The following is a 20,878-nucleotide window of genomic DNA, read 5'->3' as shown; positions in this document are numbered from 1 at the left end:
GCGCTATCGCCGGTTGTGCTCTTCCAGTTGTTCAAGGCACTCTCGCAAGGCAGTCAGCATTTGATCCTTGCGTTCTTGCAGTTGCGCGGCCTGCGCGTTCTGCGCCTTGATATTGTTCGTGTCGTACTGCGCTGGCCCCTTCGGAGCAGCATCCTTCACGGCCTCCTCAATCTCGGGCCAGGCACGCAGCATCTCAGCATTGGCTGCAATGCGCGCTTGGATCACCTGAAGTCTGGCAGACTCCGCGAGGCTCTTTGATTGGACTTCGATGTCTTTATGCTGAAGCAGGAGGGCTGCGACTACGCCGAGGAGGGCGAGACCCGAGAAGAGAGCATTCACGGACCCGAACGCATCTCCAAACTGTCCCCATTTCGGAGAGGATGAGGCATCACCACAGTAGTAGGCGGACAGCGAGAGCAGGAACACAACAGCCCACAGGACAAGAACGCCCAGCGCAACGCCGACAATGTACTTCTTGTCATTGGGAGCGATCATGCGGTGGCCCCTTCCTTCCTAGCAACCCGCTCCCGCGCCGCCTGCTTCGCGGCGTTCGTGTAGTGCAGGTCGTTCCAGCGGTTCCCGTCGAACTCGCGCCCGGCGGGCGCGGTGTCCTTGAGGCCCGAGCCGAAGTCGATCGCGTGCTCGGCCTTCTTCTCGTCCCAGCCCCAGAACCACGGGAAGTCCTCGCGCGGGCGGAGCTTCTGCGGCTCCTGGCCGCGGTCCTTGGTCCACTTGATGTTCGGCTTCCAGCGCAGCACGCCCGCGCCGGTGCGGCCCTTGCTCAGCGTCGCGCTCATGAACGGGCGGATGTTCAGGCGGACGCCGTCGTTGATGTCCGGCGACCACCCGGCTGGCTGCTCGTGCAGTGGCTTCCAGCGGACGAAGATGTCGTACGGCGGCTCCCCGGCGAGGATCTGCTCGAGCTGATCCTTGAGCTCCATCGCCGCGGCGAGCCTGGCCTCGGCGCCGGCCTCGCCGGACTTCACCCCTGCCTCCTGGCGCTTGATCCAGTCGCCGAGGTACGAGTACGTGAGCGATTCGAGCAGCTTTCGGCCATGGCCCTCGGCCTCCGCCAGCTTGTGGTAGTTCACCAGCGCGCTGAACCCGTCCTTGCGGCCGTCCCAGATGTGCCACACGAACGGGCGATGGTGGAAGAGGGCGCAGTGCTCGGCGAAGAAGCGCTCGCGGAGCCACTCGTCAAGCGAGCCGGCGGCCTTGCCCTTGTTGAACGCTTCGGCCGCGGCGTGGAGCAGCTCGCGCTCCTTGGCGTTGCTCCACCCCCCCTCGCCGGCGCCATACGCCGCGGCGAGGAGGCGGCGGAGGCGGTCGGCGGCGCTGCCCTCGCCGCGGACGGGGGAGAGGCAGACGATGCCATCGTCGTCGGCGACGTCGAGCAGTTCGTCGCAACTGCGCACGAGGTCGCGAGCCTCGGGGGCGAGGCGCATGTCCTCATCCATCTCGGCTGGCCAGCGGTAGCCGACGAGGCGGGCGACGCCGACCTGGAGCGCCGCGTGCGCCTCGGCCCGCTCCGGACGACCGTGGAAGAGCCACTGTGTTGGGTCGTCCGACTGTGGCTCGGGCAGGCCGTCGGGATACTTCTCCGCGGCGACCTTCTGCCAGTGGTCGAGGTCGAATGGGACTACACCGAATGTCCCGTTAGTGACTTGGGTCTTCTGATCAAGAATCCGCACCGTCCGTGCAAAGGCCTCGTCACTGCAAAAAGACCACAAGCTACCAATATGTGACTCAGACTTTGGAACAATTGCGACTACATTGGTGTCAAAGACCGCCGCCACGCCAATGGTTGCGGGCAAGTGATTCATGTGTCGAACGATGATCGCCGGCCGAGACCACGACGACCTATTCCGCAGCGCGGCACCCAGTGCCTCTGCATCGCCATCAAGCGCGCGCAATGCGATCACTGACTGCTTACCCTCGAAGTGGCCGGATTCTCGAAATGACCCTTGAAGGAACCGTTGCCCTTCTTCGTGCCGAAGAAACTCCCAGAATTGAAAGATGAATCGCTCTCGATCGGCTGGAGAAACGCCTTGCAATGGATCTGCGTAGTCTCCAAGTGTTTCGATATTGTGATCTAGACCGAACACGACTCGGCTCTGCGGCCCATTACGAATGGCACTTTGTTTTGCCTGCTGAACCGCCACGTCGCGAAGCAGTTGCGGCTTTTCGCTGGTCTGTTTCGTGATCCCAGCGTTCACGCTTGCTATTCCACGCGATACTTCAGGCTTGCGACGCGATGTGATGAGGAGTAGCGTATTTGCCGCCCACCAATTCATCTCTTGAAACGCAGCCGGCCCGAGTGTTCCGACAAGGCACCATTCGTACCGAGCGAGACTACTGCTTCGAAAGTCTGTGTAGCTTGATAGAAAAAGCCAATTCTGAGGTGACACTGTGGCAACCGTACCGCCCGAGTTAGCCATCGCGTTCATGCGTGAAATGAATACATTGGCGAGGTCAGTTTGTGCATCGCTGAAGTAGCGCGACGCAAACGCTTGTAGAATCTGGGACTGGCTCTTTCTTCCTAGGTAGGGCACATTCGTCACGACGAGCGTGTAGTCTCCCGCGAGGATCTCCGCCGCGGCGGCCATGCCGCGTGCGGCGACGGCGCGCTCGTGGGCCTCGTCGTCGGCGGACTCGGCGGCGAGGATGCGATCGAGGAACGGGCGCAATGTCTCGTAGTCGGCCGTGATCAGATCGGTCGTGCGGTCCGCCGGGTCGATCAACGAGCCGAGTTCAGGCGCCTGGCTAAACGTGGCGTGGAGATCGAGCAGGCCGTTGCGGATGAACTCGCGATTGGTCGCGCTGATGCCGGCCCAGACATCCTCGCCGGCGCCCTCGGCCATCGCCAGCCACTCTTCCTTGGTCGCCTGCGGGCCCAGCCCGGAGCAGGCGATGTTGAGGCGCGGGAGGTCAATCGGCTTGCCCGCGAGCTTCCACGCGGCCAGCGCCAGGTTGAACGCCGCGATCTGGGTGCAGCGCTGATCGAGCTCGAGGCCGAAGAGGTTGTCCGCCAGCACCGCGCGGATGGCGGCCTCGGTGTCCAGCCCATCCTCGGCGATGCGCAGCCGGACGAGCAAGTCGAACGCGGCGACCAGGAAGTGCCCCGAGCCGCAGCAGGGGTCGAGCACGCGCAGGAACTTCGCCTCGCGAGGCCAGCCGTCGTACACGCCGGCGGCGGGTCGCCATGGGCCGGTGCCCTGGTCCGGCTCCTCGCCCTCGTTCGGCTCGCGGACGAAGCGGAGGTACTCGAAGTCGTAGCCGCCAACGGGGGGCAGGCGGACGGCGTCGCGGAGCGTCTGCTCGGAGCCGGCGTTCTCCCTCAGCGCATCGGTCATCGTCTTCCCCGCGTGCCACGCGCCGATGGTGTTGTGCAGCAGGAAGAGCACCATGTAGTGCTCGGTGAAGAGCTGCGTGACGGCGGGCAACGTCTCGCCGGTGATCTTCTCGCCCGACTTCACGCGGGCGTTGACGGCGTCCTTCTCGGCCGCTTGCCAGAACTGGTAGGTCCAGCCGAGCGCATCGTCGGAGATGAACACCTCGCGCGGCAAGTCCTCGAGCAGGGACTCGAGCTTCAGCACGGCCTCGGTCGGCAGGTCGATCGCGAGCACCGGATCATCGGCGCGGAAGATCTGCGGCAGCATGCGCTGGGCATATGACGCGGCGAGCGGCCACGGCTTGACGCCCTGCTCGCGGGCGAGCTCCTCGACATCGTCGAGGCTGACGGAGACTCCGGACTCCGGCTCGATCAGCAGGTCGTTCTCGGCGAGGAAGCGGGCGAAGAGCATGCGGTGCCAGTGCTCGTAGGCGATCTCGCGTTCGAGCCGGTCGGTGGCCTGCTCTCCCTTGGCCGACCGCTTATCGCCGAGCTGCCGCGCATGGGCGCGGAGGCGGTTGCGGAGCGCCTTGCCGGCGGCGTCGAGGTGGACGCCCGCCTTCGCCTCGCGGACGGTCAGGGCGCCGAGAGCCGAGCGGGCGCCGCGCTCGGCCGCCTTGCGGGCTTCGACGATCGCGCGTTCGAGATCGCGTCTGAGATTGGTGGCGAGTGGAGCCATGGTCTTCCTCGACGGTGTCAGGCGATCACGACCGGGCCTTTCTTGACGCTCTCGATGAGCCTGGTCTCCTGCTCGGAGATCCAGGCCTTCACCTCGGCCTCGGAGTGGAGCGTGCCGCTGGTCAGGTGCACGCGCTGGGTCTTGGGTTCGAGCAGCCTCGCGGCCTTCATCGCAGCGTTGGCGAAGCGATTCGGCAGGGCGTCCGTCTTGTCGCGCCACGAGCTAAGGGGCGTCGCATCCAGCGTGCGGAGCAGGTCCTCGTCGCTGCCGACGTTGATCGAGGGCACCGCGGCGATGCCCTCCTCCCGGAGGATCTGGTCGCGCTGATCCTCGGTGATCTTCTGCCACGAATCGCTGGCGGTGAGGGCCTTCATCTCCGCAGCGTGGCGATCGGCGTAGCCCTTGTGGGCGGCGTTGATTGCGGTGCGCAGGGCGCTGGCCGCCTTCTTCTTCAGCGGCGTCACGTGGTCGGTGGCGTCGAGCAGGCGACGGTCGTCACGGATGCTGGCCGCGGATGCCCCGATCTCGGCGAACTCGTCGAGGCTGTCGCCGTGACGCAGACACTGCTGCAGGGAGGTCCAGATCGGCGTTCGCTTCTCGGCGAGGTCGGCGGCGGCCTTCCAGTCCTTGGCGTTCGCCTTCAGGGCATCGTGCTGGTCGAGCATCTTGACGAGCCGCTCGTTGCCGGCGAGCGACCGCAGATCGGCGAGATGGGTGACAGCGGGGCGCTGGGGGAGGGGCGCCTCGCCGCCGGCTTGCTCGGCGAGGTGCTCGATGGCATCCAGGAACTCGGTGGACTTCGTGACGAGGTCGTCGCTGGCCTTGGCCGAGATGCCGGCGTCCTGGAAGAGGCCGCGGAGCTTGATCTTCTGCTGGGCGCTGAGCGTCGCCGTCTCGACCCGGAACTCGGTCTTGGCGACCTTGGCCTGGTCGAGGTGTCCGACGGCGAGCACGGACCCGCTGTGCCGCGCCGTGAGATGGCCCGCCGCGTGGAGGGCGATGAGAGCGCCGTCTATGGCGTCCTGTGGCCAGCCGTACGGGCTGTCGGAGAACTTCTTGCGGATGCCGCGCCCTTCGGCGCCGGCGCCGACGGCATGCATGACGGCCTTGCAGACCGGGTGCTGCTCGGTCGCGCCCGTCCAGTCCACGGCCTGGAGCGGCGTGTCGTCGCCGTTCTTCGCCCGGTTGATGACGACGGACCAGTTCTTGTGGTCCGCATCCTTGAACTGGGGGAAGAGGCGGTCGAGCGCATCCTCGGCGGCGGAGCGGGCCTTCTCCTCGAGCGAGAACTCGTACTGCTCCGAGCCGCCACCCTTGTAGACCTTGCTGCTGCCGACGATGTTGGTGATCAGCTCGTCGCGGAGGCGCTCGGCGTCGGTGACGCGGCTCTGCATCGCGTTGCGGGCTTCCTGGCCCTCGGGGGTGCTCGGCACGCCCTTGAAGTCGATCGTGCCCTTCGCCGCCTCGTAGCGGATGATCTGCTTGCGCAGGTCTTCGGCGCTGGCCTTCTGCACGTAGACGAAGATGATCGGGCTGTCGGTGCCGGCGGCCCGTGCGGCATCGACCACGTTCTTCTCGCTGCAGTTCCAGCCGTCACGGATCCAAACCGGGATGTCGTGGCCGGCGACCTCCGGCGGATCGTCGCCGAAGTGAATGGCCAGCTTCCGCGGCTCTTTGCTCGCGCCCTGCTGGAGCTTGATGCCTTTCACCGCCTCCTGGGCTGCGTCGCGGATGAGCGCGTCGCGCTTGTTGTGGATCTCGTGCTCCTGGTTCGTCAGGCGGGTGACGCGATTGCGGAACTCCTTGTCCCACTCGGAGTATTCCTTCGTCTGGAGGTTGTACTCGCCGTGGTCGTTGAGCAGCACGCCACTGTCCACGAGGCTCTCGAGCAAGGCGGGGATGCGCTTCCTGAGCGCGGTGCCATCGCTCTTGAGGTCGGACACGAGCAGGTCCGCGAGCATCTCCTCGGTGGCGCGGACGCCGATGTCGGCCCCGGCCTCGCGCGGCAGCTTTCGGATCAGGAAGATCAGACCGCACAGACGCCGGGCGAGCTTGCCGTCCTCAGTGCCGTCATCCAGGTTCCGAATCGTCTCGTCGAGCTCGCGCAGGAGGACGCCCTGCTGAAGGAGGTTCGGCTGGATCTGCTCGAACATGAAGTCGGCGGGCACGACGGTCCCGAGCGGTGCCTCGGCCAGGGCGCGAAGGGCGTCGTGGATGATGCGGAGCTGGGAGCGGAGCATGCCGCTGGTGCCGGCGGGATCGACAGCGCGGAAGACGTGCTCCCAGAACCGCCGGCGCACGGGGAGGAGCGGGTAGTCGTCGATGAGGATGTCCCGATCTTCGGTGCGGGAGGAGATCCGCGTGCTGGAGAGCTGGCGTTCGATCTCGCCGGCGTGGCCGTCGAGGGTCTTGCGCACCGCCTCGATGACCTCGGGGCGCTTGGCGAGCAGGACGCGACGCGTAACGGTCTCGACATCGGCGTCGGACAACTCCACCGGGATCGTGAAGCGATCTCGGAGCTTGCCGAACTGGGCGGTCTGCGCGCCGAGCGCGTTCTGGCCCGCGCCGACGAGCATGACGCGGGAGTCGAGCTGCTTGCAGATGGCCTCGGCGATCTCCACGACCTGCGTCGCGCGGTCGGTGCTGTCGCCGATGTAGAGCTGGACCTCGTCGAGCACGATGATGGTGCAGGGGAGCTCGCCCTCGCAGCTGAGCGCCTCCCGCATCGTCGCGATCATCTCGGCCGTGGTGATGTCGGTGGGCTGGCGGAAGTCCTGCTTCAGCAGCTCGCGGACGGCCTTCCGATCGCCGTAGCCGGAGTCCACGGCGATCAGCGCATCGTGGAGGACCGGGCTCACGAAGAGGTTCTGAAGCTCGCGGAGGAAGTCCTTCCCGCTGGCCTCAACGGCTTGCTTGACGCCGTCGTAGAAGCCGTTGTTGCGGAGGTAGAGGCAGAACTTGGCCTGCGCATACGTCTCGGGGAGGCCGACCGATCGGAGGACAATGCCGAGCACGGTGAGCCGGACGCTCTCGCTACCGCCGGCAGGTAGGGTGCCGGAAGCGGCGTGCAGCCCCGCCACGCGGCGCCCCTGCGTGTCCAGCTCCTTGAGTGCGGCGGCCACGTCGGCGGGCAGGTGGGGCACGATGCTCCGCGCCCGCGCACCGTCATCCGCGAACTCGGTATCCACCCAGAGGTGGCAGAGCATCTTCAGCAGGTGCGACTTGCCGCTGCCGTAGAATCCGCTCACCCAGGCCGCGGGCTGGCTCGTGCCGCCGAGGTGGCTGAGGAACGACTCCAGGATGCGCAGCGTGCCATCCGCGTACTGGCCCTCGCAGACGAAGTTGGCAAGCTCCTCCCGGAGGGTCCGGCGCTCCTGGGCGGTCAGGCCGTCGTCGATGCGGGCCTGCCCGTTGTTCATCAACGGCGTGGTCGCCGGATCCCGCACGAAGAGCTCTCGGTTCGTCTTCATCTGTCCTCTCCCTGGTGGAGCGTGATGGGCACGGCGAGGTAGTTCCATCCATCGCGCGCATCGAGGAGCCTGTAGTTGTTCTGGTCGTACTCTCCGGGGAAGAAGAGCACGAGCCGTCCCCGGACGTCCGCTTCGATCCTCTTTAGAACGAGTGACACACGGCAGAAGCCGTAGAGCGACGCGGCGCCGAATACGCCGACGACGGTGTTCTCGTCCACGTCGTCGGCGGTGAGAACGGCCTGAAGCTGGTTGGCGACCTCGGTGACGAACTCGCCATCGAGCTTCATCTCCAGATCTTCGGGGCAGTCGAAGTAGGCGTCACGGTACTCGTCGCGACTCATCCACTCGGCGAAGAGCGGCGTCAGATCGAACTCCCGCCAGCCATGGCCGGCTTCCTTCGTGCGCACTTCGAACTCGCGGCGCTTCGCGCGTAGCTTTCGCTCGTCCTCCTTCGGGTAGACGACGAAGATCGCCTTCTGCGCACCGGCGAGATTGCGCTGCCACGGGGCGGCGATGTGACGCTCGTAGAGCTCGGCGAGGTCTTCAACTCGTCCCATGGCACTCCCTCAGTTCATCCGGTGTGAGGACTGGACCGAAGCCGATGTCGATGACCGTGCCGGCGTGCTTCAGGTCCAGGAACCCGAGGCGCTTGGCATCCATGGCGAGGAAGACGATCTCATCCGTGCTGCGATCGAGCGTCCTCGCCCAGAGCGTCGTGAAGAGGCGCTGACCGCGCAGACCGAGGAGGTACCCGAGCAGCAGGGCATACGCGGCGGACAATGGGGTCGGATCGACGCGGCGGCGGATCTTGCGCACGCGCCCCTGGAGGTGACCGGCTTGTGTCCATGTGGAAGAGGCGTTGCGCACTACCTTGTCGATGATGTTGTCATTGAGGCGATCGCCGACCGCGATGATGACCGCCTCCGTCATGGCCTGTCGCGACAGCTCCTCGCCGGGGCGCAGCGCCAACACCGGCGGGGCCGTTGCGCGAAGAAGCGGATCGCGGGCGAGCGTGCACAGGAGCGCCAGCAACGGATGGCCGGCCTTGTCAGTCGCCCAGCATCGGCGCAGCACGCGGAAGAGAGGGACGGCCGGGTCGAGGGCGTAGAGCTCTCCGAGACGCTGGTTCGTGAGACAACGCGTGGCGGCCGTTCGCTTGTCGGTGACATTCTCGTGGATGATGGAGTGGGCGTATGCGTTGCGCCCGGCGTTGGGAGGCGTGCTGGACAGCACGGTCTCCAGTTCATCCAGCATCAGGGTCCGGCTCGTGTGGGTGCCGCGGTCGCCGAACCGGAAGCCGAAGCCGGTGGCGGCCGGCGATTCGGTCAGCCGGAGGAGGGGGGTCAGTTCGGCGACGCTGGTGGACATGGGGACATGATAGCACATCCAGAGAGAAAACAACATATTCCGCCGGCAAGTTTGCCGGCCATTGATGCCACTTTAGACTGATGAGGTTCGGCATCTGAATGGGTTTGCGATTTTTCCGGGCTGGAGAGTGCCGCCGGGGGGCACCTGCGGGGGCTGGTTCACATTGACCAGCGGGGGGCGCGGGTCCGGTCAGGGGACATTCGGTATGCTTGTCCGCACGCCTCAGGACGGCGCGCCCACGGGTGAACGGATGACCGCCCTGCCCACCCCGATCTCGGTCCTCGCGGACACGCTCCAGGATCTCGTCACCGTCGCGGACACGCTGCGAAAGGAGGTTCGGCGGCTCGAGGCTGCCGACGCCCGGGGCGAACTATCCGAGGTATTGCGGCGGGGTCGGTTCCCGCTAAGCCCGCCTGGGTCCCTCCGGGACGAACAGGAGCGGCTCCTCAAGGAACGCCATTGCGACCCGGCGACCAAGGCGATCGGTCTTACACGCTCATTGCGCGAGCAGGCTCGACATGTCATCCATGCCCTACCGGCCGCGTCGACGTGGACGGACGATCGAACCAAGCCAGCTCAGGAGCGTTGGACCGTTGAGGTTGCGGACGAAGTCCGCGGCCTGGCATCCTGTCCCTACCGCGGCCAGCCGGACGACGCGTATATGTCCGACCTGCCCTGGCCCGACCAAGGCATAAGTGAGGCTATCGGGGGGTTCGTCAACCGGCTCGGCCGTAGGCTCGACCAGGTCGTGGCAATCGGACGCGTCATGGCCGACCCCATCGAAGTGCACAACCACGCTCTCCCCGGCGATTTGGGTGTGCTGGACGCGATGGAGGCGCGGGCGCTGCTCCAGCTAGGCGAGCGCGAGTTCTGGGGAGTGGACGAGTTGCCGCAGGACATCGATGCCGACGCCTTGCGCTGCCTCGACGACCGCGGGCTCGTCGAGGCTCGGTACGTCGTCATGCAGAATCGGAGCCCCGAGCCGTGGACACCCAGTCGGTCAGCATGGTTCTCGCCCATCGCCAAGCCGGAGATAGCGGGAACCTGGGAGCGGATCCTCGCGAGGCGGGATCGCAGCAGCCGGAGCCACCCGGCGGAAATCCGGATCAGCGAGCGAGGCAAGGCCGTCGTGGCCCGGCACCTCCGGCGAGCCGACTCAGCCCAGGAGATCGCCGATCGCACGGAAGCGCGGTCCGCGCCTGCGAGCAAGCCGAGTTCCCCTCCGCCGAGCTACAAGTTCAGCCTCAGGGGCGACTTTTGGGACCTCCGGTTCGGGGACGAAGCGGCCCACGTCAAGAACAGCACCGGGATGAAGCGCCTCGCGGAACTCCTCTCCAGGCCTGGCAAGTTCGTCGAGGCCTTCGACCTGTCTGGGGGCGATACCCGGGAGGACGCCGGCGCGGACCCCGTCCACGATCCTCAATCGAGGCAACGCTTGAAGGAGGCGGAGGAGAACATCGCCGAGATCTTGAGCGACATCGAGGAGGCGGAGGCGGACGGGGACCATGAGCGGGCGGAGTCGCTGCGGGCCAACGACCTCGCGGAGGAGCAGAGCGTCGTCAGCGAGCTGACGAGCGGAGTGGGGCTCGGAGGCAGGCCGAGGCAGCTCGGCGGCACCGACCGCGACCGAGCCCGTCAGCGGGTCAGCACTTCCCTGACGCGAGCGTACAAGGCGATCCGGAACGCCCGCATGCCAAGGCTGGCCGAACACCTCGAGTCCGTTGTGCGAATGGATGGAGCGGCCTTTGCCTATGCACCGTCCGAGCCGATTGACTGGGACATGACCTGACGGACAGTCTTTGTCCCGATCCGGGACACGAAATGTCCCGCAACGGGACACACTTTGTCCCGCCTTCCTTACGGATGCGACATACCCCGCATCTGTAAGGAGGCAGCATGAACGACAGCCAGTTCGCCCCGACGGTCGGGGTCATCGCCCGCCGGTTCGGGCAGCCTGTCCACCGCGTGGAGTACGTCATCCGCAGCCGCGGCATCAAGCCCGTTGCATGGGCTGGCCATGCTCGCGTGTTCTCGGAGACCGACGTCCACCGGATCGGCCGGGAGTTGGAGCGGATGCGGCACGCTCTCGGGCGGGGGGTGGATTGATGGAAAACTCCACCAGCCCCCACCAGCGCCCCCACATCGAGCGCCTCGCGCTCAGTCTCGACGAAACCGCCGAGGCAGTGGGACTGTCGCGCCGCAAGCTCCAGCAGTTGATCGCTGCGAAGGAGTTCCCCTTCACCAGAATTGGCCGGCGCGTCGTTGTGCCGATCGACGCGCTGCGCAAGTGGCTCGCCGACCGCGCGGAGGGGGGGCGGTGATCCCTCCGCATCGCCCAGCCGCAGCCGCGCTCTGCCGCCACGCGGCGCTCGACCTCGCCGCGAATATGGGCTGGACGGTCTTCCCGGTGTACAGCCCGATCTGGTCGGACGGCTCGGCGACTCCGAGTTGCTCGTGCGGGATCGCAACCTGCGAGCACATCGGCAAGCACCCGCGCACCGCGCACGGCTTCAAGGACGCCACGCGTGATCTCGACGCGATCGCGTCCTGGTTCGACGTGTCGCCTGAACCGAACATCGGCGTTCCGACCGGCGAGGCGAACGGGATCGTCGTGCTCGACGTCGATCCCCGCAACGCCGGCGACGCCACGCTGGCGGACCTTGAGTCCCGCTTCGGGCCGATTCCCGCGACCGTCGAGCAAAGTACGGGAGGTGGGGGTCGGCACTTCGTGTTTCGTCATCCGGGCGTCCGCATCGGGTGCCGCAGCGGCTTCCGCCCTGGCCTCGACCTCAAGGCCGACGGCGGGTACATCGTCGTTGCGCCGAGTCTTCACGAGAGTGGGCGGCGGTACACCTGGGCGGAAGCGCGCGGGCCGGATGACATCGCGCTCGCAGAAGTGCCGCAGTGGCTGCTGGACCTGTGCCTGGAGGGTGCGCCGAAGAGGACCGGCATGGCTCCCGAGGTAGCGGGTAGTGGACCGATTCTCGCAGGTCAACGCAATACGACGCTCACGTCGATTGCGGGAGCGCTTCGCCGATGCGGGCTGGGTCATGATGCGATCCGCAGCGCGTTGGACGCCGAGAACAGGGCGCGGTGTTCGCCGCCGCTCGACGACACCGAGGTGGAGCGCATTGCACACAGCGTCTCGCGCTACCCGCCGGGCGCTTCTGTCGGCTGTGGCGGTGCCCTACCGATGAGCGCGCCGGATTCATGGCCGGAGCCGAAGCCGCTGCCGAGCGCCCTCCCGCCCGTGATGTCGTTCGACGCCGATTGGCTCCCCGCGGCACTGCGTCCGTGGATCATCGACATCGCGGAGCGCGTGCAGTGCCCGATCGACTTCCCAGCGGTCGGCGCGATGGTGGGGCTGGCCGGAGTCGTGGGCCGACGGATCGGCATCCGACCGAAGCGGCGCGACGATTGGACCGTCGTCCCCAATCTCTGGGGCGCGGCCATCGGCCGGCCCGGTGTGATGAAGACGCCCGCGATCCAGGAGCCTCTCAAGCCGCTTCATCGTCTCGAGATCGCGGCCAAGCAGGAGTACGACCGCAAGGTCAACGAGCACGCGGCGGCGCAGTTGCTTGGCAAGGTGAAGTCGAAAGCTGCGGAACAGGACATAAAGAAAGCCCTGAAGGCGCACGACGAGTTGGAGGCTCGGCGCATCGCGCTCGAGTCCATAGAGGACGATGACGAGAGCGGACCGGTCCGGCTCCGATATCTTGTCAACGATTCGACCGTCGAGAAACTCGGCGTCATCCTCAATCAGAACCCCTCGGGCGTTCTCGTCTATCGGGACGAACTCGTCGGGCTGCTCAGGTCGCTCGACAGGGAGGGCCAGGAGGGCGCGCGCGCCTTCTACCTCGAAGCATGGAACGGCACCGGCCGCTTCACGTTCGACCGGATCGGACGCGGGACGATCGACATCGAGGCCGCGACCGTCTCGATCATCGGCGGCATCCAGCCCGGCCCCCTCGGGGAGTACCTTCGCGCAGCCGCGAGGGAGGGGCGCGGCGACGACGGACTGATCCAGCGCTTTCAGCTCGCGGTCTGGCCCGATGTTGCGACCGAGTGGGTCAACGTCGACCGTTGGCCGGACAGCGACGCACGGACCGCGGCGTTCCGCGTGTACGAGGGCCTTGCGAATCTCGAACCCACGCTGCTGTTCGCGGACTCAGACCCCCTGGACCCCGGAGGCATCCCGTTCCTCCGCTTCGATGGAGCGGCGCAGGAGGGGTTCGACGCCTTTCGCCATACGCTGGAGCAACGGGTTCGGTCCGGCGAGCTACACCCTGCGCTGGAGAGTCACCTCGCGAAGTACCGCAGCCTCGTGCCGTCGATGGCGCTGCTCGTGCATCTGACGACGGGGCAGTCGGGGTCTGTGGGCGTGGAAGCGCTTCGGTGCGCCGTGAACTGGGCTCGGTACCTGGAAACGCACGCCCAGCGCATCTACGCGCAGGCTGTCCACGCCGATCTCGGCTCCGGGCGGGCGCTCGCCCTCAGGATCATCTCCGGGGACGTGAAGACCGGCTTCGCGCTGCGGGATGTCTACCGCAACGGCTGGGCCGGCCTCTCGAACGCTGACGAGGCCAAGGCGGCCGCGGCCATGCTGGCCGACCTCGACTGGCTGGCGGAAGTGCGCGAGCAAACACCGGGTCGAACCCGAACGGCGTACCTGATCAACCCGCGGCTGTCCGCGTCCGACGCTGCGAAACTCCTGCACACGCCACCGAGTCCTACTGCCAGAACTGACAGAAGCCCGCCCGCACGCCCTTCTGTCGGTTCTGTCAGTCCGCCTCCGCCCGACTCTGGCGAAAACAAGGACGAAGACGCCTCGGGCGGGGAGGCGGCGGAATGAGCGACCGCCTCACCCAGACGCTCCTCGACATCGCCGCCGAGGTCGAAGCAACCGAGCACCACCCCGGGCACAGGGGCGCCCATTTCAAACAGCTTTCCGCCACGCCTTGCCTCCCCCGACCACTGCCGCTCAAGTCGCGTCCGGGCCGCGGGTTCCGCGGGGAGATCGGCTGATGGCGAGCGTCACCACACTGCTCGACGGCAAGCGGAGGGTGCAGTTCGTCGCACCGGGCGGCGCTCGGCGAACTATCCACCTCGGCAAGGTCGAGCAGCGCTACGCCGAGTCCGTCCGCCTCCGCGTCGAGGCCATCGTGGGCGCGCAGCTGCGTGGCGAGCCGATCGACCGCGAGACCTCTGCCTGGCTGGGGTCGATCGACGACTGGCTCCACAAGAAGCTTGCCGCGGTCGGACTCGTGAAGGGACGCCGGTGCCGCACGCTCGGCGAGTGGATGGTCCTCTTCATGGAGTCCCGCGCGGACCTCAAGCCCGAGAGCAGGCGGAAGCTCGAGCAGACCCGGGCCAAGCTCGAGCAGTTCTTCGGGAAGGACAAGCCGCTTCAGCACATCACCGCCGAGGACGCCTCGCGCTGGCGCGACGGCCTCGCACGAAGCGGCCTGAGCGAGGCGGCGTGCAAGAGCCACACCGGCAACGCCAAGACGGTCTTTCGCGCGGCGGTCGAGCGCGAACTGCTGCTCAAGTCGCCGTTCTCCCATCTGAAGGGCGGCGTCACGCCGTCGCGGAACAACAGGTACGTCACGCCCGAGGAGATCGAAGCGGTGATCGCCGCCGCGCCGGACACCGAGTGGCGGCTGCTCCTCGGCCTCGCCCGCTACGCCGGGCTTCGGACTCCCTCCGAAACCAGCCTGTTGACCTGGGCCGACATCGACTGGGACGGATGCGTGATGCGGGTGCGCTCGCCGAAGACCGAGCGCCACCCCGGCCACGAGCAGCGGATCGTCCCGATCGTGCCGCGGCTCATGGATCTGCTGGAACGGCGCCGTGCCGAGTGCCCGAAGGGCGAGCAGAGGCTGGTGACGATCCGCTCGGCAGGTGGCCGGCGCCGGAAGATGGTGGCGATCATCAAGGCGGCGGGCGTTGAGCCGTGGGACGACACCTGGCAGACGCTGCGGCGCTCGTGCGAGATCCAGTGGATGAACGAGGGCCACGCGGCGTATGTGGTCTGCCGCTGGCTGGGGCACACGCTCAGCGTGAGCGCCCGGCACTACACGATCGCCATCCCCGACGAGGTTCTCGCCCGGGTCACGGGCCGAAAAGTGACGCAAAAAGTGACGCTGCATGCGTCCGCACGGGAGCGCACGGCGCAGCGAATCGCGTGATCGCCGCTTTCGAGCATCTCGCGCAACGTCGCCACGTGCAAAGCGTTGCGCGATTGTGCGCTTGAGTGCGCACACCGCGAAAAGTGGAGCCGGGGGGAATCGAACCCCCGTCCCGATGCAGTCGGCAGGGCGCCTCTACGCGTGTAGTCGGCGTTTTGCATCTCGGGCTGTGGGCGGCCGCCGACGGCCTCCCGTTCGCCCCAGCGCCCGGTGCAATCTCATCCGCGCGGCCGGGTGCGCCCCGCGCGGACCAGCCCGATGTCTTCGATCACCGCCCCATCGGGCGTCGGGCGGTGATCGCGCAGCCTAGTTAGGCCGCGAGGGCATAGCTGTTGTTGCCAGCTACTTGTGCGCGTGCTTTTTACGAGGCAAGCACGCCCCTCGACGCGCCACGCCAAGCCTGCTCTGCCCGGTCGAAACCAGATCGGCCCCAGATGCCAAAGATCCAACCCTCCATTCTACGCACGCCAGCTCCGCCATCGCACGGTCCGACCTACCCTCGCGGACCGGGCGAGCATCGGCAACGAAAGGCGACAGCATGGCGGCACGCGGACGCGAGACTCGGGCGGAACTGGTGCGCACCCATTCCCCGGCCGCCATCCGCCGGAGGCTCGGCCAGCCCCGACGACACAGCTATCTCAGCGACGGCATCTTCGGCGCGATCGACGGCGCGGTCACCACTTTCGCCGTGGTCGCAGGCGTCACCGGCGCGCAACTCTCCGCCGCAGTCATCATCATCCTCGGCGCGGCCAACCTCCTCGGCGACGGCTTCAGCATGGCAGCCGCCAACTTCCTCGGCGCACGCGCCGCCCGCCAGCAGCACGACCGCGAGCGCCGCCTCGAAGAGCGAGAGATCGAACTCCACCCCGAAGGCGAACGCGAGGAAATCCGCCAGATCTTCGCCCGCAAGGGCTTCACCGGCGCCCTTCTCGAGCAGGTCGTCGGCGTCATCACCAGCGACCGAAAACGCTGGATCGACACCATGATGACCGAGGAGCACGGCGCGGCCCAGGAACTCCGCTCCCCCTGGCGAGCAGGCGCGGCCACCTTCGCCGCCTTCATCGTCATCGGCGCCATCCCGCTCCTCCCGTTCACGGGCGTCCTCGTCGGCGCGATCGACCTCCCGCGACAGCCCTTCGCCTGGAGCGCAGCCATGACCGGCGCGGCCTTCTTCCTCGTCGGCGCGGCCAAGAGCCGATTCGTCGACCAACGCTGGTGGCTCAGCGGCCTCGAAACCCTCGCCGTCGGCTCAGTCGCCGCGGTACTTGCGTACGGCGTTGGCGTGATACTCGGGGGTGTGACTCGCGAACCCTGAACATTGGCTGAACAGGAGGCTTCGCAATGGACCCAAGGGATTGCACTTGTTTTGCCCATTCTTGGTAAAGAGCACTTGCCCCCCCCCCCCCCTGGTATCATGGGGGTTGTGGCGCGGTTACCGGACACAATGGTGACGATACAGCGAGCCGGAAAGGAACCCCAAATGCGCACCCTCAAGTCTCCCCTCGTCCCCCTCGCGGCCATCACCACCACGGTTGCCTCGATGCTGGCTTCGGTGGCGCTCGCCTCAGATGGCGGTGGGCCGGGCGTGCCGTCGCAATGCTACGGATACTGTTCCGGGCAGGCGACGCCAGCATGCCAGATCACGCATGTGATCTGCTGCTGCGACATCGGCGGTACGTGGACGTGCGTGTGCAGGCTCGCAACCGACTGCACCACCCAGAACAACTGTCAACCCTGATACCGAATCAGCAGGTCATTCGAGACACCGGAGACCGCCATGTTCCCGTACTGCACCCGCCTCGCCGTCGTCGCGGTTGCTGCCAGCTTGGCGATTGGGGTGCTTGCGTACGTTCGACTGACAAGGCTGTCGCCCGAAACGGACCCTCAGCGGTTTTGGATGGCCGAAGGCAAGCGGGTGTACTCGAGGTTCAGTGCGCTCCGGCTCCATGATCCTGCGGTTGTCACTCGCGTGGTCGCGAGTGCGGTCGTTGAAGATCCTGAAGAGTTGTCCGCTCGCGTGCCGAACGCAGTGGCACAGATACGCGATGAGGTGGCTCGGTTTCTCATCGCAAGAATGAGCGCACAAACAGCCGACGAGTATGTCTCAACCTTGACGGAGTACGGGTACCGCCTCAAAACGACGGAAGAGTTCGAGTCACGGTACGGACCGTTGGCCCGACTCGCCCAGCGCTGCGGCGCGAACGGTGAAGAGCCTCTTGTCGTGCTGCGCGCATTGTGGATGCACGAGCCATCGCGTCGAGCGTTGCCCGTCGAGATGTGCACGGATACGGAAGCGGCCATCATCACGTTTGCCCGTACCAACCGAGACTATTTTGTCAGCCGCTACCCAGCCGGCGGGTTGGGGTCCGACCTCTGGCTGGGCAAGTCGTCAGCCGCGTGTCGGTTCTGGATGCAACCAGCCGTGATGCGCCAGCAGGTCGTCGCCAAGCACGGCGAGGCGATCGCTGCCCAGGCGGGTTTTATTGTCGGCGTGGCCGGCTCACAACGCCGTCCGCTGATGATCAGCCTGTTCCACGACCCGGACACATCGCGCTGGTGGATTGACGGCGTGTCAGTTCAAAACTACATTGGCTCGGATACCGCGTGGACCTGCACGGAGTTCTAGCTTGAACCACCGCGACGGGCAAACCTCGAGCCCCATGAACTGGCGTGCGGCTGGCTCTGTCGCTCTCGGGTGCGTGTTCCTATACGCCGCGCTGAGCAAACTGTACAGCATCCACGGCTTCGCCTCCGCGATTGATGTTATTCTCGCTTCGATGCTCGGCGCGATCGATTTGCCATTCGCGTCGATCCGCACCGGGCTGACGATCAGCGTTCTCGCAGTTGAGGTTGTGCTAGGAGTCGTCTTGGTAGGCTCATGCCGCGCGCCGCGCTGGCCCGCTTTGGCAGCCGCGCTGTTGCTTGGAGCGTTCGCTCTCGTTTTGCTCTATATGGGTTCGATGGCCAGGCCGCCTCGGTGCGCTTGCTTGGGCGCATGGAACCCTGAATTTCTCGATGCGCGTGCCGCTGCGCTTCTCGGGTTCGCGAGGAACATCGGGCTTATCGTCTTCGCGGCGTGGATTGCTTCAGCCGGTGGCGAGGGGCGTTCCGGAGCACTCCCCCGTCCGGCTCCTGATGCGGCGTTCACACTGATAGAGACCCTTGTCGTCATCTCCGTCCTCGCCGTCATTCTGGCAATCGCACTACCGGTCATAGGGAGCAGCAGGCGGCAGGGAAAGGTAGCGGTGTCGCTCTCGGCGATGCGTCAATGCCATGCCGCTGTGTCGATGTATGCTTCTGCAGAGCGGGGCTTCATGCCCTACCTGGCCACCCCGGAACAGCCGGCGTTGGGAACCTTGTCGGATCGTGAATGGCCGTTCGGGGAAGCGCCGACATACTTCAGGGGGCAGTCCTCGCTCTGGCCCAGCGTACTGCTGAACCACGGCATTGATTTGTCGCAACTGCCGCGCACCTCGCGATTGCCTGAGTATCCAGGGGACATTGACGATCCCACCATCATTCGCACGTTCTTCTGGTTGACGCATGCGGCTCATGCGCGCCCGGAGTATTGGGTCGGCTTTGATCCACCCTCGTCCGATGCACTGTACTCCGGCGTTCGGCTGGACGAAGCGGTCTTTCCGGCGAGCAAGGGCATGTTCGTGGATCTGGGGCTCCTCGAAGCGCGGTTTGCCTCGCACTGGAGTGTCGCCATGGTTGATGGGTCGGCGTCCGTGCGAACCAGAACCGATCCTCCCGTGATGATGTCCGAACTTCCACGGCCATATGGCGCGGTGGCATGGCGAGTGCTAACGACACACAAGGGTATGCGCGGCATCGACTACTGAACCGCGCCAATCGAGTCCGTCTCTCGCCGCAGCATCGGCTGCGGACGCAGGTACGTCAGGCTCCGCCACACCCACTCCATCGGTCCGAACCGGAAGAAACGCAGCCACGCGATGCTGAACGCGACCTGCGCCGCGTAGATGCCCAGCACGATCCCCACGCGCTCCGTCTTCGTCGTCTCGCCGAAGAGGCCCAGGCCCCACCAGTAGAAGATGCCCGTCGCGATGATCGACTGGAGCAGGTAGTTCGTCAGCGCCATCCGACCGACCTTCGCCAGAGCGCCCGTGACCGCTCGCGCCCGCCCCGACCGCACCACCAGCGTGATCGCGCCGAGGTAGCCCAGGCTCAGGATCGGCCCGCCAACCATGATGAGCACGTTCCCGAGCAGCATGAACACCCAGATCGGCGCGATCCGCGGCAGGAAAGCGTAGAGCACTCCCGCCGGCAGCCCGATCAGCACCCCCGCAAGGGCGAGCCGCTTGTGCCAGTGGGCGTTGCGTTCCTCGAACAGGTCCGCCTTCAGCATGGCCGCGCCGAACAGGAACATCGCCGCGACGTTCCACCAGAAGCCGAAGACAGAGAACACCATGAACGACGCGAACGTCACGGCCCGGAAGAAGAACGCCTGCTTGAACGGCCCCTCGCGGTAGGCCTCACGCTCCGCTTCAATCCACACGGGCGACGTCAACGGGCCACCGACTCCCTGCATCTGGGCCGGATCCCTGAACACGGCGAGCGCGCGGTCGATCGGCGTGAGCGGTTGTGAGAGTTCGTGCTCGCCCGCCTCGGCCTCGGGCTGTGCTGCATCGTTCGACTCGTCCGGTGTGTCAGGCTCGGCGTCTTCGTCGGCCGCCTCGGCAGGCCCAGGCGGCGTTTGCGCAGCCCCTTCCGCTGCAATCTCCGCCGTCGGAGTCCCCGAGCGTGACGCCTCCTGGAGCGCACCGAGCGTGCCGAACCCCAGCCCGAGCACGGCGCACACCGCCATCATGCACGCCCCGGTGATCGCCAGCGTTTTCGCCCGGCAGTTGATGAGCAGCAGGAGCAGCAGCCCCGTCGTGCTGTAGATGAACAGGATGTCGCCGTACCAGATCAGCAGCGCGTGCGTCAGCCCGATCAGCATGAGGATGAGCAGCCGACGCGAGCCCGTCCCCAGCAGGCTCCGACCCGCCGCGACCGCCCGCTTCCACTGCAGCGCCAGCCCCACCCCGAACAGCAGCGAGAACAGCGGGTAGAACTTCCCCTCGCAGAACGCCTTTGTGAAGTAGTGCGCCACAAGGTCCGGCGTCGCCAGCCCCTTCGGCGGCGAAGGGTCCAGGTACGGCCCGAATACGTCCCCGTGCATCCCCACGTTGACCAGGAAGATGCCCAGCAGCGCGAAACCCCGCACCGCATCGATCGCGTCGATGCGCGACGACTCCGACACCGGGGCAAGCGACGAGGGTGGCGCGGGGATCACGCCCGGTTGTTGGGGAGGCACGCCGCGGGTTTCATCGGGATGCATGGGCCGAGCATACCGCCCTCCCGCTCACGGGGACGCCGCGGCCGAATCCGCGGGCGCAGCCAGCCCCAGCCTCCCCTCGATCGACCGGATGATTTCCTGCGAGCGCTTCTCGTCGCCGAACAGGCCGATGCGAACCTTCGCGCGCGTCTGGTCCACCCTCCGCTGCTGCAAGCGGAGCGTGATCTCCTCCCCGCCCGGCGTGCGCGACCTGATCCGCGCCGAGTCCTCATCCCGCGACGACGCCGCCACCGGAAGTTCGAGATCCTCGAACGCCCCGAGCGCGGCCTCCCACACCTCCTCCAGCGGCGCGTCAACGTCGTGCGTCGTCTCCCCGTTCGCGTAGGCATACACGACCACCGCGGCGCAGCCCCCGTGCCACGCCGCAAGCCCGAGCAGGACGAACGCAGCGAACGCGCGCGCGCATGCCGTCTTTGTCAT

15 protein-coding genes and 1 other RNA gene are annotated in these 20,878 nt (G+C 66.6%); 8 read left to right on the top strand and 8 right to left on the bottom strand.

Annotated features, from left to right (window positions below; all coding sequences use genetic code 11):
- Positions 1–3: 3 nt before the first annotated feature.
- From FBT69_02740 to FBT69_02720, 5 genes are read right to left on the bottom strand one after another with little or no spacing between them, the layout of a single operon-like run.
- Complete coding sequence (locus FBT69_02740) at positions 4–495, bottom strand: hypothetical protein (GenBank protein MDL1903712.1); 492 nt, start codon at positions 493–495, stop codon at positions 4–6.
- Positions 492–4,070, bottom strand: coding sequence for an SAM-dependent DNA methyltransferase (locus FBT69_02735; GenBank protein MDL1903711.1), 3,579 nt, complete (start codon positions 4,068–4,070; stop codon positions 492–494). Before FBT69_02735 ends, FBT69_02740 begins: the two co-directional genes overlap by 4 nt.
- Before the next feature lie 17 nt (positions 4,071–4,087).
- Entirely contained in the window at positions 4,088–7,540 is a 3,453-nt protein-coding gene (gene brxC / locus FBT69_02730; protein ID MDL1903710.1) for a BREX system P-loop protein BrxC, read from the bottom strand.
- Positions 7,537–8,097, bottom strand: a complete 561-nt coding sequence (locus tag FBT69_02725; protein ID MDL1903709.1) for a DUF1788 domain-containing protein — start codon at positions 8,095–8,097, stop codon at positions 7,537–7,539. Before FBT69_02725 ends, brxC begins: the two co-directional genes overlap by 4 nt.
- Entirely contained in the window at positions 8,084–8,908 is an 825-nt protein-coding gene (locus FBT69_02720) for a hypothetical protein (GenBank protein ID MDL1903708.1), read from the bottom strand. The genes FBT69_02725 and FBT69_02720 overlap by 14 nt, the downstream gene beginning before the upstream one ends.
- Before the next feature lie 250 nt (positions 8,909–9,158).
- On the opposite strand from FBT69_02720, the gene FBT69_02715 reads away from it, so the two are divergent.
- The 5 genes from FBT69_02715 (at position 9,159) to FBT69_02695 (ending at position 15,096) form a co-directional block, all read left to right on the top strand.
- Positions 9,159–10,697 (top strand): hypothetical protein, encoded by a 1,539-nt coding sequence (locus FBT69_02715; GenBank protein ID MDL1903707.1) that lies wholly within the window; start codon positions 9,159–9,161, stop codon positions 10,695–10,697.
- Between the two features lie 107 nt (positions 10,698–10,804).
- On the top strand, positions 10,805–11,014 hold the full coding sequence (locus FBT69_02710; GenBank protein ID MDL1903706.1) for a hypothetical protein: 210 nt from the start codon (positions 10,805–10,807) through the stop codon (positions 11,012–11,014).
- The gene (locus FBT69_02705) at positions 10,915–11,229 is read left to right on the top strand and encodes a helix-turn-helix domain-containing protein (protein MDL1903705.1); all 315 of its coding nucleotides are present in this window, start codon (positions 10,915–10,917) and stop codon (positions 11,227–11,229) included. Before FBT69_02710 ends, FBT69_02705 begins: the two co-directional genes overlap by 100 nt.
- Complete coding sequence (locus FBT69_02700; protein MDL1903704.1) at positions 11,226–13,760, top strand: DUF3987 domain-containing protein; 2,535 nt, start codon at positions 11,226–11,228, stop codon at positions 13,758–13,760. Before FBT69_02705 ends, FBT69_02700 begins: the two co-directional genes overlap by 4 nt.
- 172 nt (positions 13,761–13,932) lie before the next feature.
- A complete protein-coding gene (locus FBT69_02695; GenBank protein MDL1903703.1) occupies positions 13,933–15,096 on the top strand; it encodes an integrase in 1,164 nt (387 codons plus the stop codon).
- Positions 15,097–15,177: 81 nt separating this feature from the next.
- Here the strand turns inward: FBT69_02695 and ssrA are convergent.
- Positions 15,178–15,528, bottom strand: a transfer-messenger RNA (tmRNA) gene (gene ssrA / locus FBT69_02690).
- A gap of 106 nt (positions 15,529–15,634) precedes the next feature.
- Here ssrA and FBT69_02685 point away from each other — a divergent pair.
- From FBT69_02685 to FBT69_02675, 3 genes are all read left to right on the top strand, one after another.
- On the top strand, positions 15,635–16,411 hold the full coding sequence (locus FBT69_02685) for a hypothetical protein (protein MDL1903702.1): 777 nt from the start codon (positions 15,635–15,637) through the stop codon (positions 16,409–16,411).
- 462 nt (positions 16,412–16,873) lie between these two features.
- Positions 16,874–17,722, top strand: a complete 849-nt coding sequence (locus tag FBT69_02680; protein MDL1903701.1) for a hypothetical protein — start codon at positions 16,874–16,876, stop codon at positions 17,720–17,722.
- Between the two features lies 1 nt (position 17,723).
- Entirely contained in the window at positions 17,724–18,941 is a 1,218-nt protein-coding gene (locus tag FBT69_02675; protein ID MDL1903700.1) for a type II secretion system protein, read from the top strand.
- Here the strand turns inward: FBT69_02675 and FBT69_02670 are convergent.
- Together FBT69_02670 and FBT69_02665 are read right to left on the bottom strand one after the other, a co-directional pair.
- A complete protein-coding gene (locus tag FBT69_02670; GenBank protein MDL1903699.1) occupies positions 18,935–20,440 on the bottom strand; it encodes a DUF418 domain-containing protein in 1,506 nt (501 codons plus the stop codon). The two genes, FBT69_02675 and FBT69_02670, sit on opposite strands and share 7 nt — an antisense overlap.
- Positions 20,441–20,464: 24 nt before the next feature.
- Positions 20,465–20,878 carry a DUF3568 family protein gene (locus FBT69_02665; protein MDL1903698.1) on the bottom strand — a complete coding sequence of 138 codons (414 nt, stop codon included), beginning with the start codon at positions 20,876–20,878 and terminating at the stop codon, positions 20,465–20,467.

Source organism: Synechococcales cyanobacterium CNB (assembly GCA_030263455.1).
Classification (GTDB): Bacteria; Planctomycetota; Phycisphaerae; order Phycisphaerales; family UBA1924; genus CAADGN01.
The sequence above is the reverse complement of the archived record's forward strand: the minus strand, read 5'-3'. Positions and strand labels throughout refer to the sequence as shown.

What these genes read in the sequence shown, in the direction of transcription:
- FBT69_02740 (MDL1903712.1), bottom strand. Translation starts at nt 495, where the DNA reads ATGATCGCTCCCAATGACAAGAAGTACATTGTCGGCGTTGCGCTGGGC.
- FBT69_02735 (MDL1903711.1), bottom strand. Translation starts at nt 4,070, where the DNA reads ATGGCTCCACTCGCCACCAATCTCAGACGCGATCTCGAACGCGCGATC.
- brxC (MDL1903710.1), bottom strand. Translation starts at nt 7,540, where the DNA reads ATGAAGACGAACCGAGAGCTCTTCGTGCGGGATCCGGCGACCACGCCG.
- FBT69_02725 (MDL1903709.1), bottom strand. Translation starts at nt 8,097, where the DNA reads ATGGGACGAGTTGAAGACCTCGCCGAGCTCTACGAGCGTCACATCGCC.
- FBT69_02720 (MDL1903708.1), bottom strand. Translation starts at nt 8,908, where the DNA reads ATGTCCACCAGCGTCGCCGAACTGACCCCCCTCCTCCGGCTGACCGAA.
- FBT69_02715 (MDL1903707.1), top strand. Translation starts at nt 9,159, where the DNA reads ATGACCGCCCTGCCCACCCCGATCTCGGTCCTCGCGGACACGCTCCAG.
- FBT69_02710 (MDL1903706.1), top strand. Translation starts at nt 10,805, where the DNA reads ATGAACGACAGCCAGTTCGCCCCGACGGTCGGGGTCATCGCCCGCCGG.
- FBT69_02705 (MDL1903705.1), top strand. Translation starts at nt 10,915, where the DNA reads ATGGGCTGGCCATGCTCGCGTGTTCTCGGAGACCGACGTCCACCGGAT.
- FBT69_02695 (MDL1903703.1), top strand. Translation starts at nt 13,933, where the DNA reads ATGGCGAGCGTCACCACACTGCTCGACGGCAAGCGGAGGGTGCAGTTC.
- FBT69_02685 (MDL1903702.1), top strand. Translation starts at nt 15,635, where the DNA reads ATGGCGGCACGCGGACGCGAGACTCGGGCGGAACTGGTGCGCACCCAT.
- FBT69_02680 (MDL1903701.1), top strand. Translation starts at nt 16,874, where the DNA reads ATGTTCCCGTACTGCACCCGCCTCGCCGTCGTCGCGGTTGCTGCCAGC.
- FBT69_02670 (MDL1903699.1), bottom strand. Translation starts at nt 20,440, where the DNA reads ATGCATCCCGATGAAACCCGCGGCGTGCCTCCCCAACAACCGGGCGTG.
- FBT69_02665 (MDL1903698.1), bottom strand. Translation starts at nt 20,878, where the DNA reads ATGACAAAGACGGCATGCGCGCGCGCGTTCGCTGCGTTCGTCCTGCTC.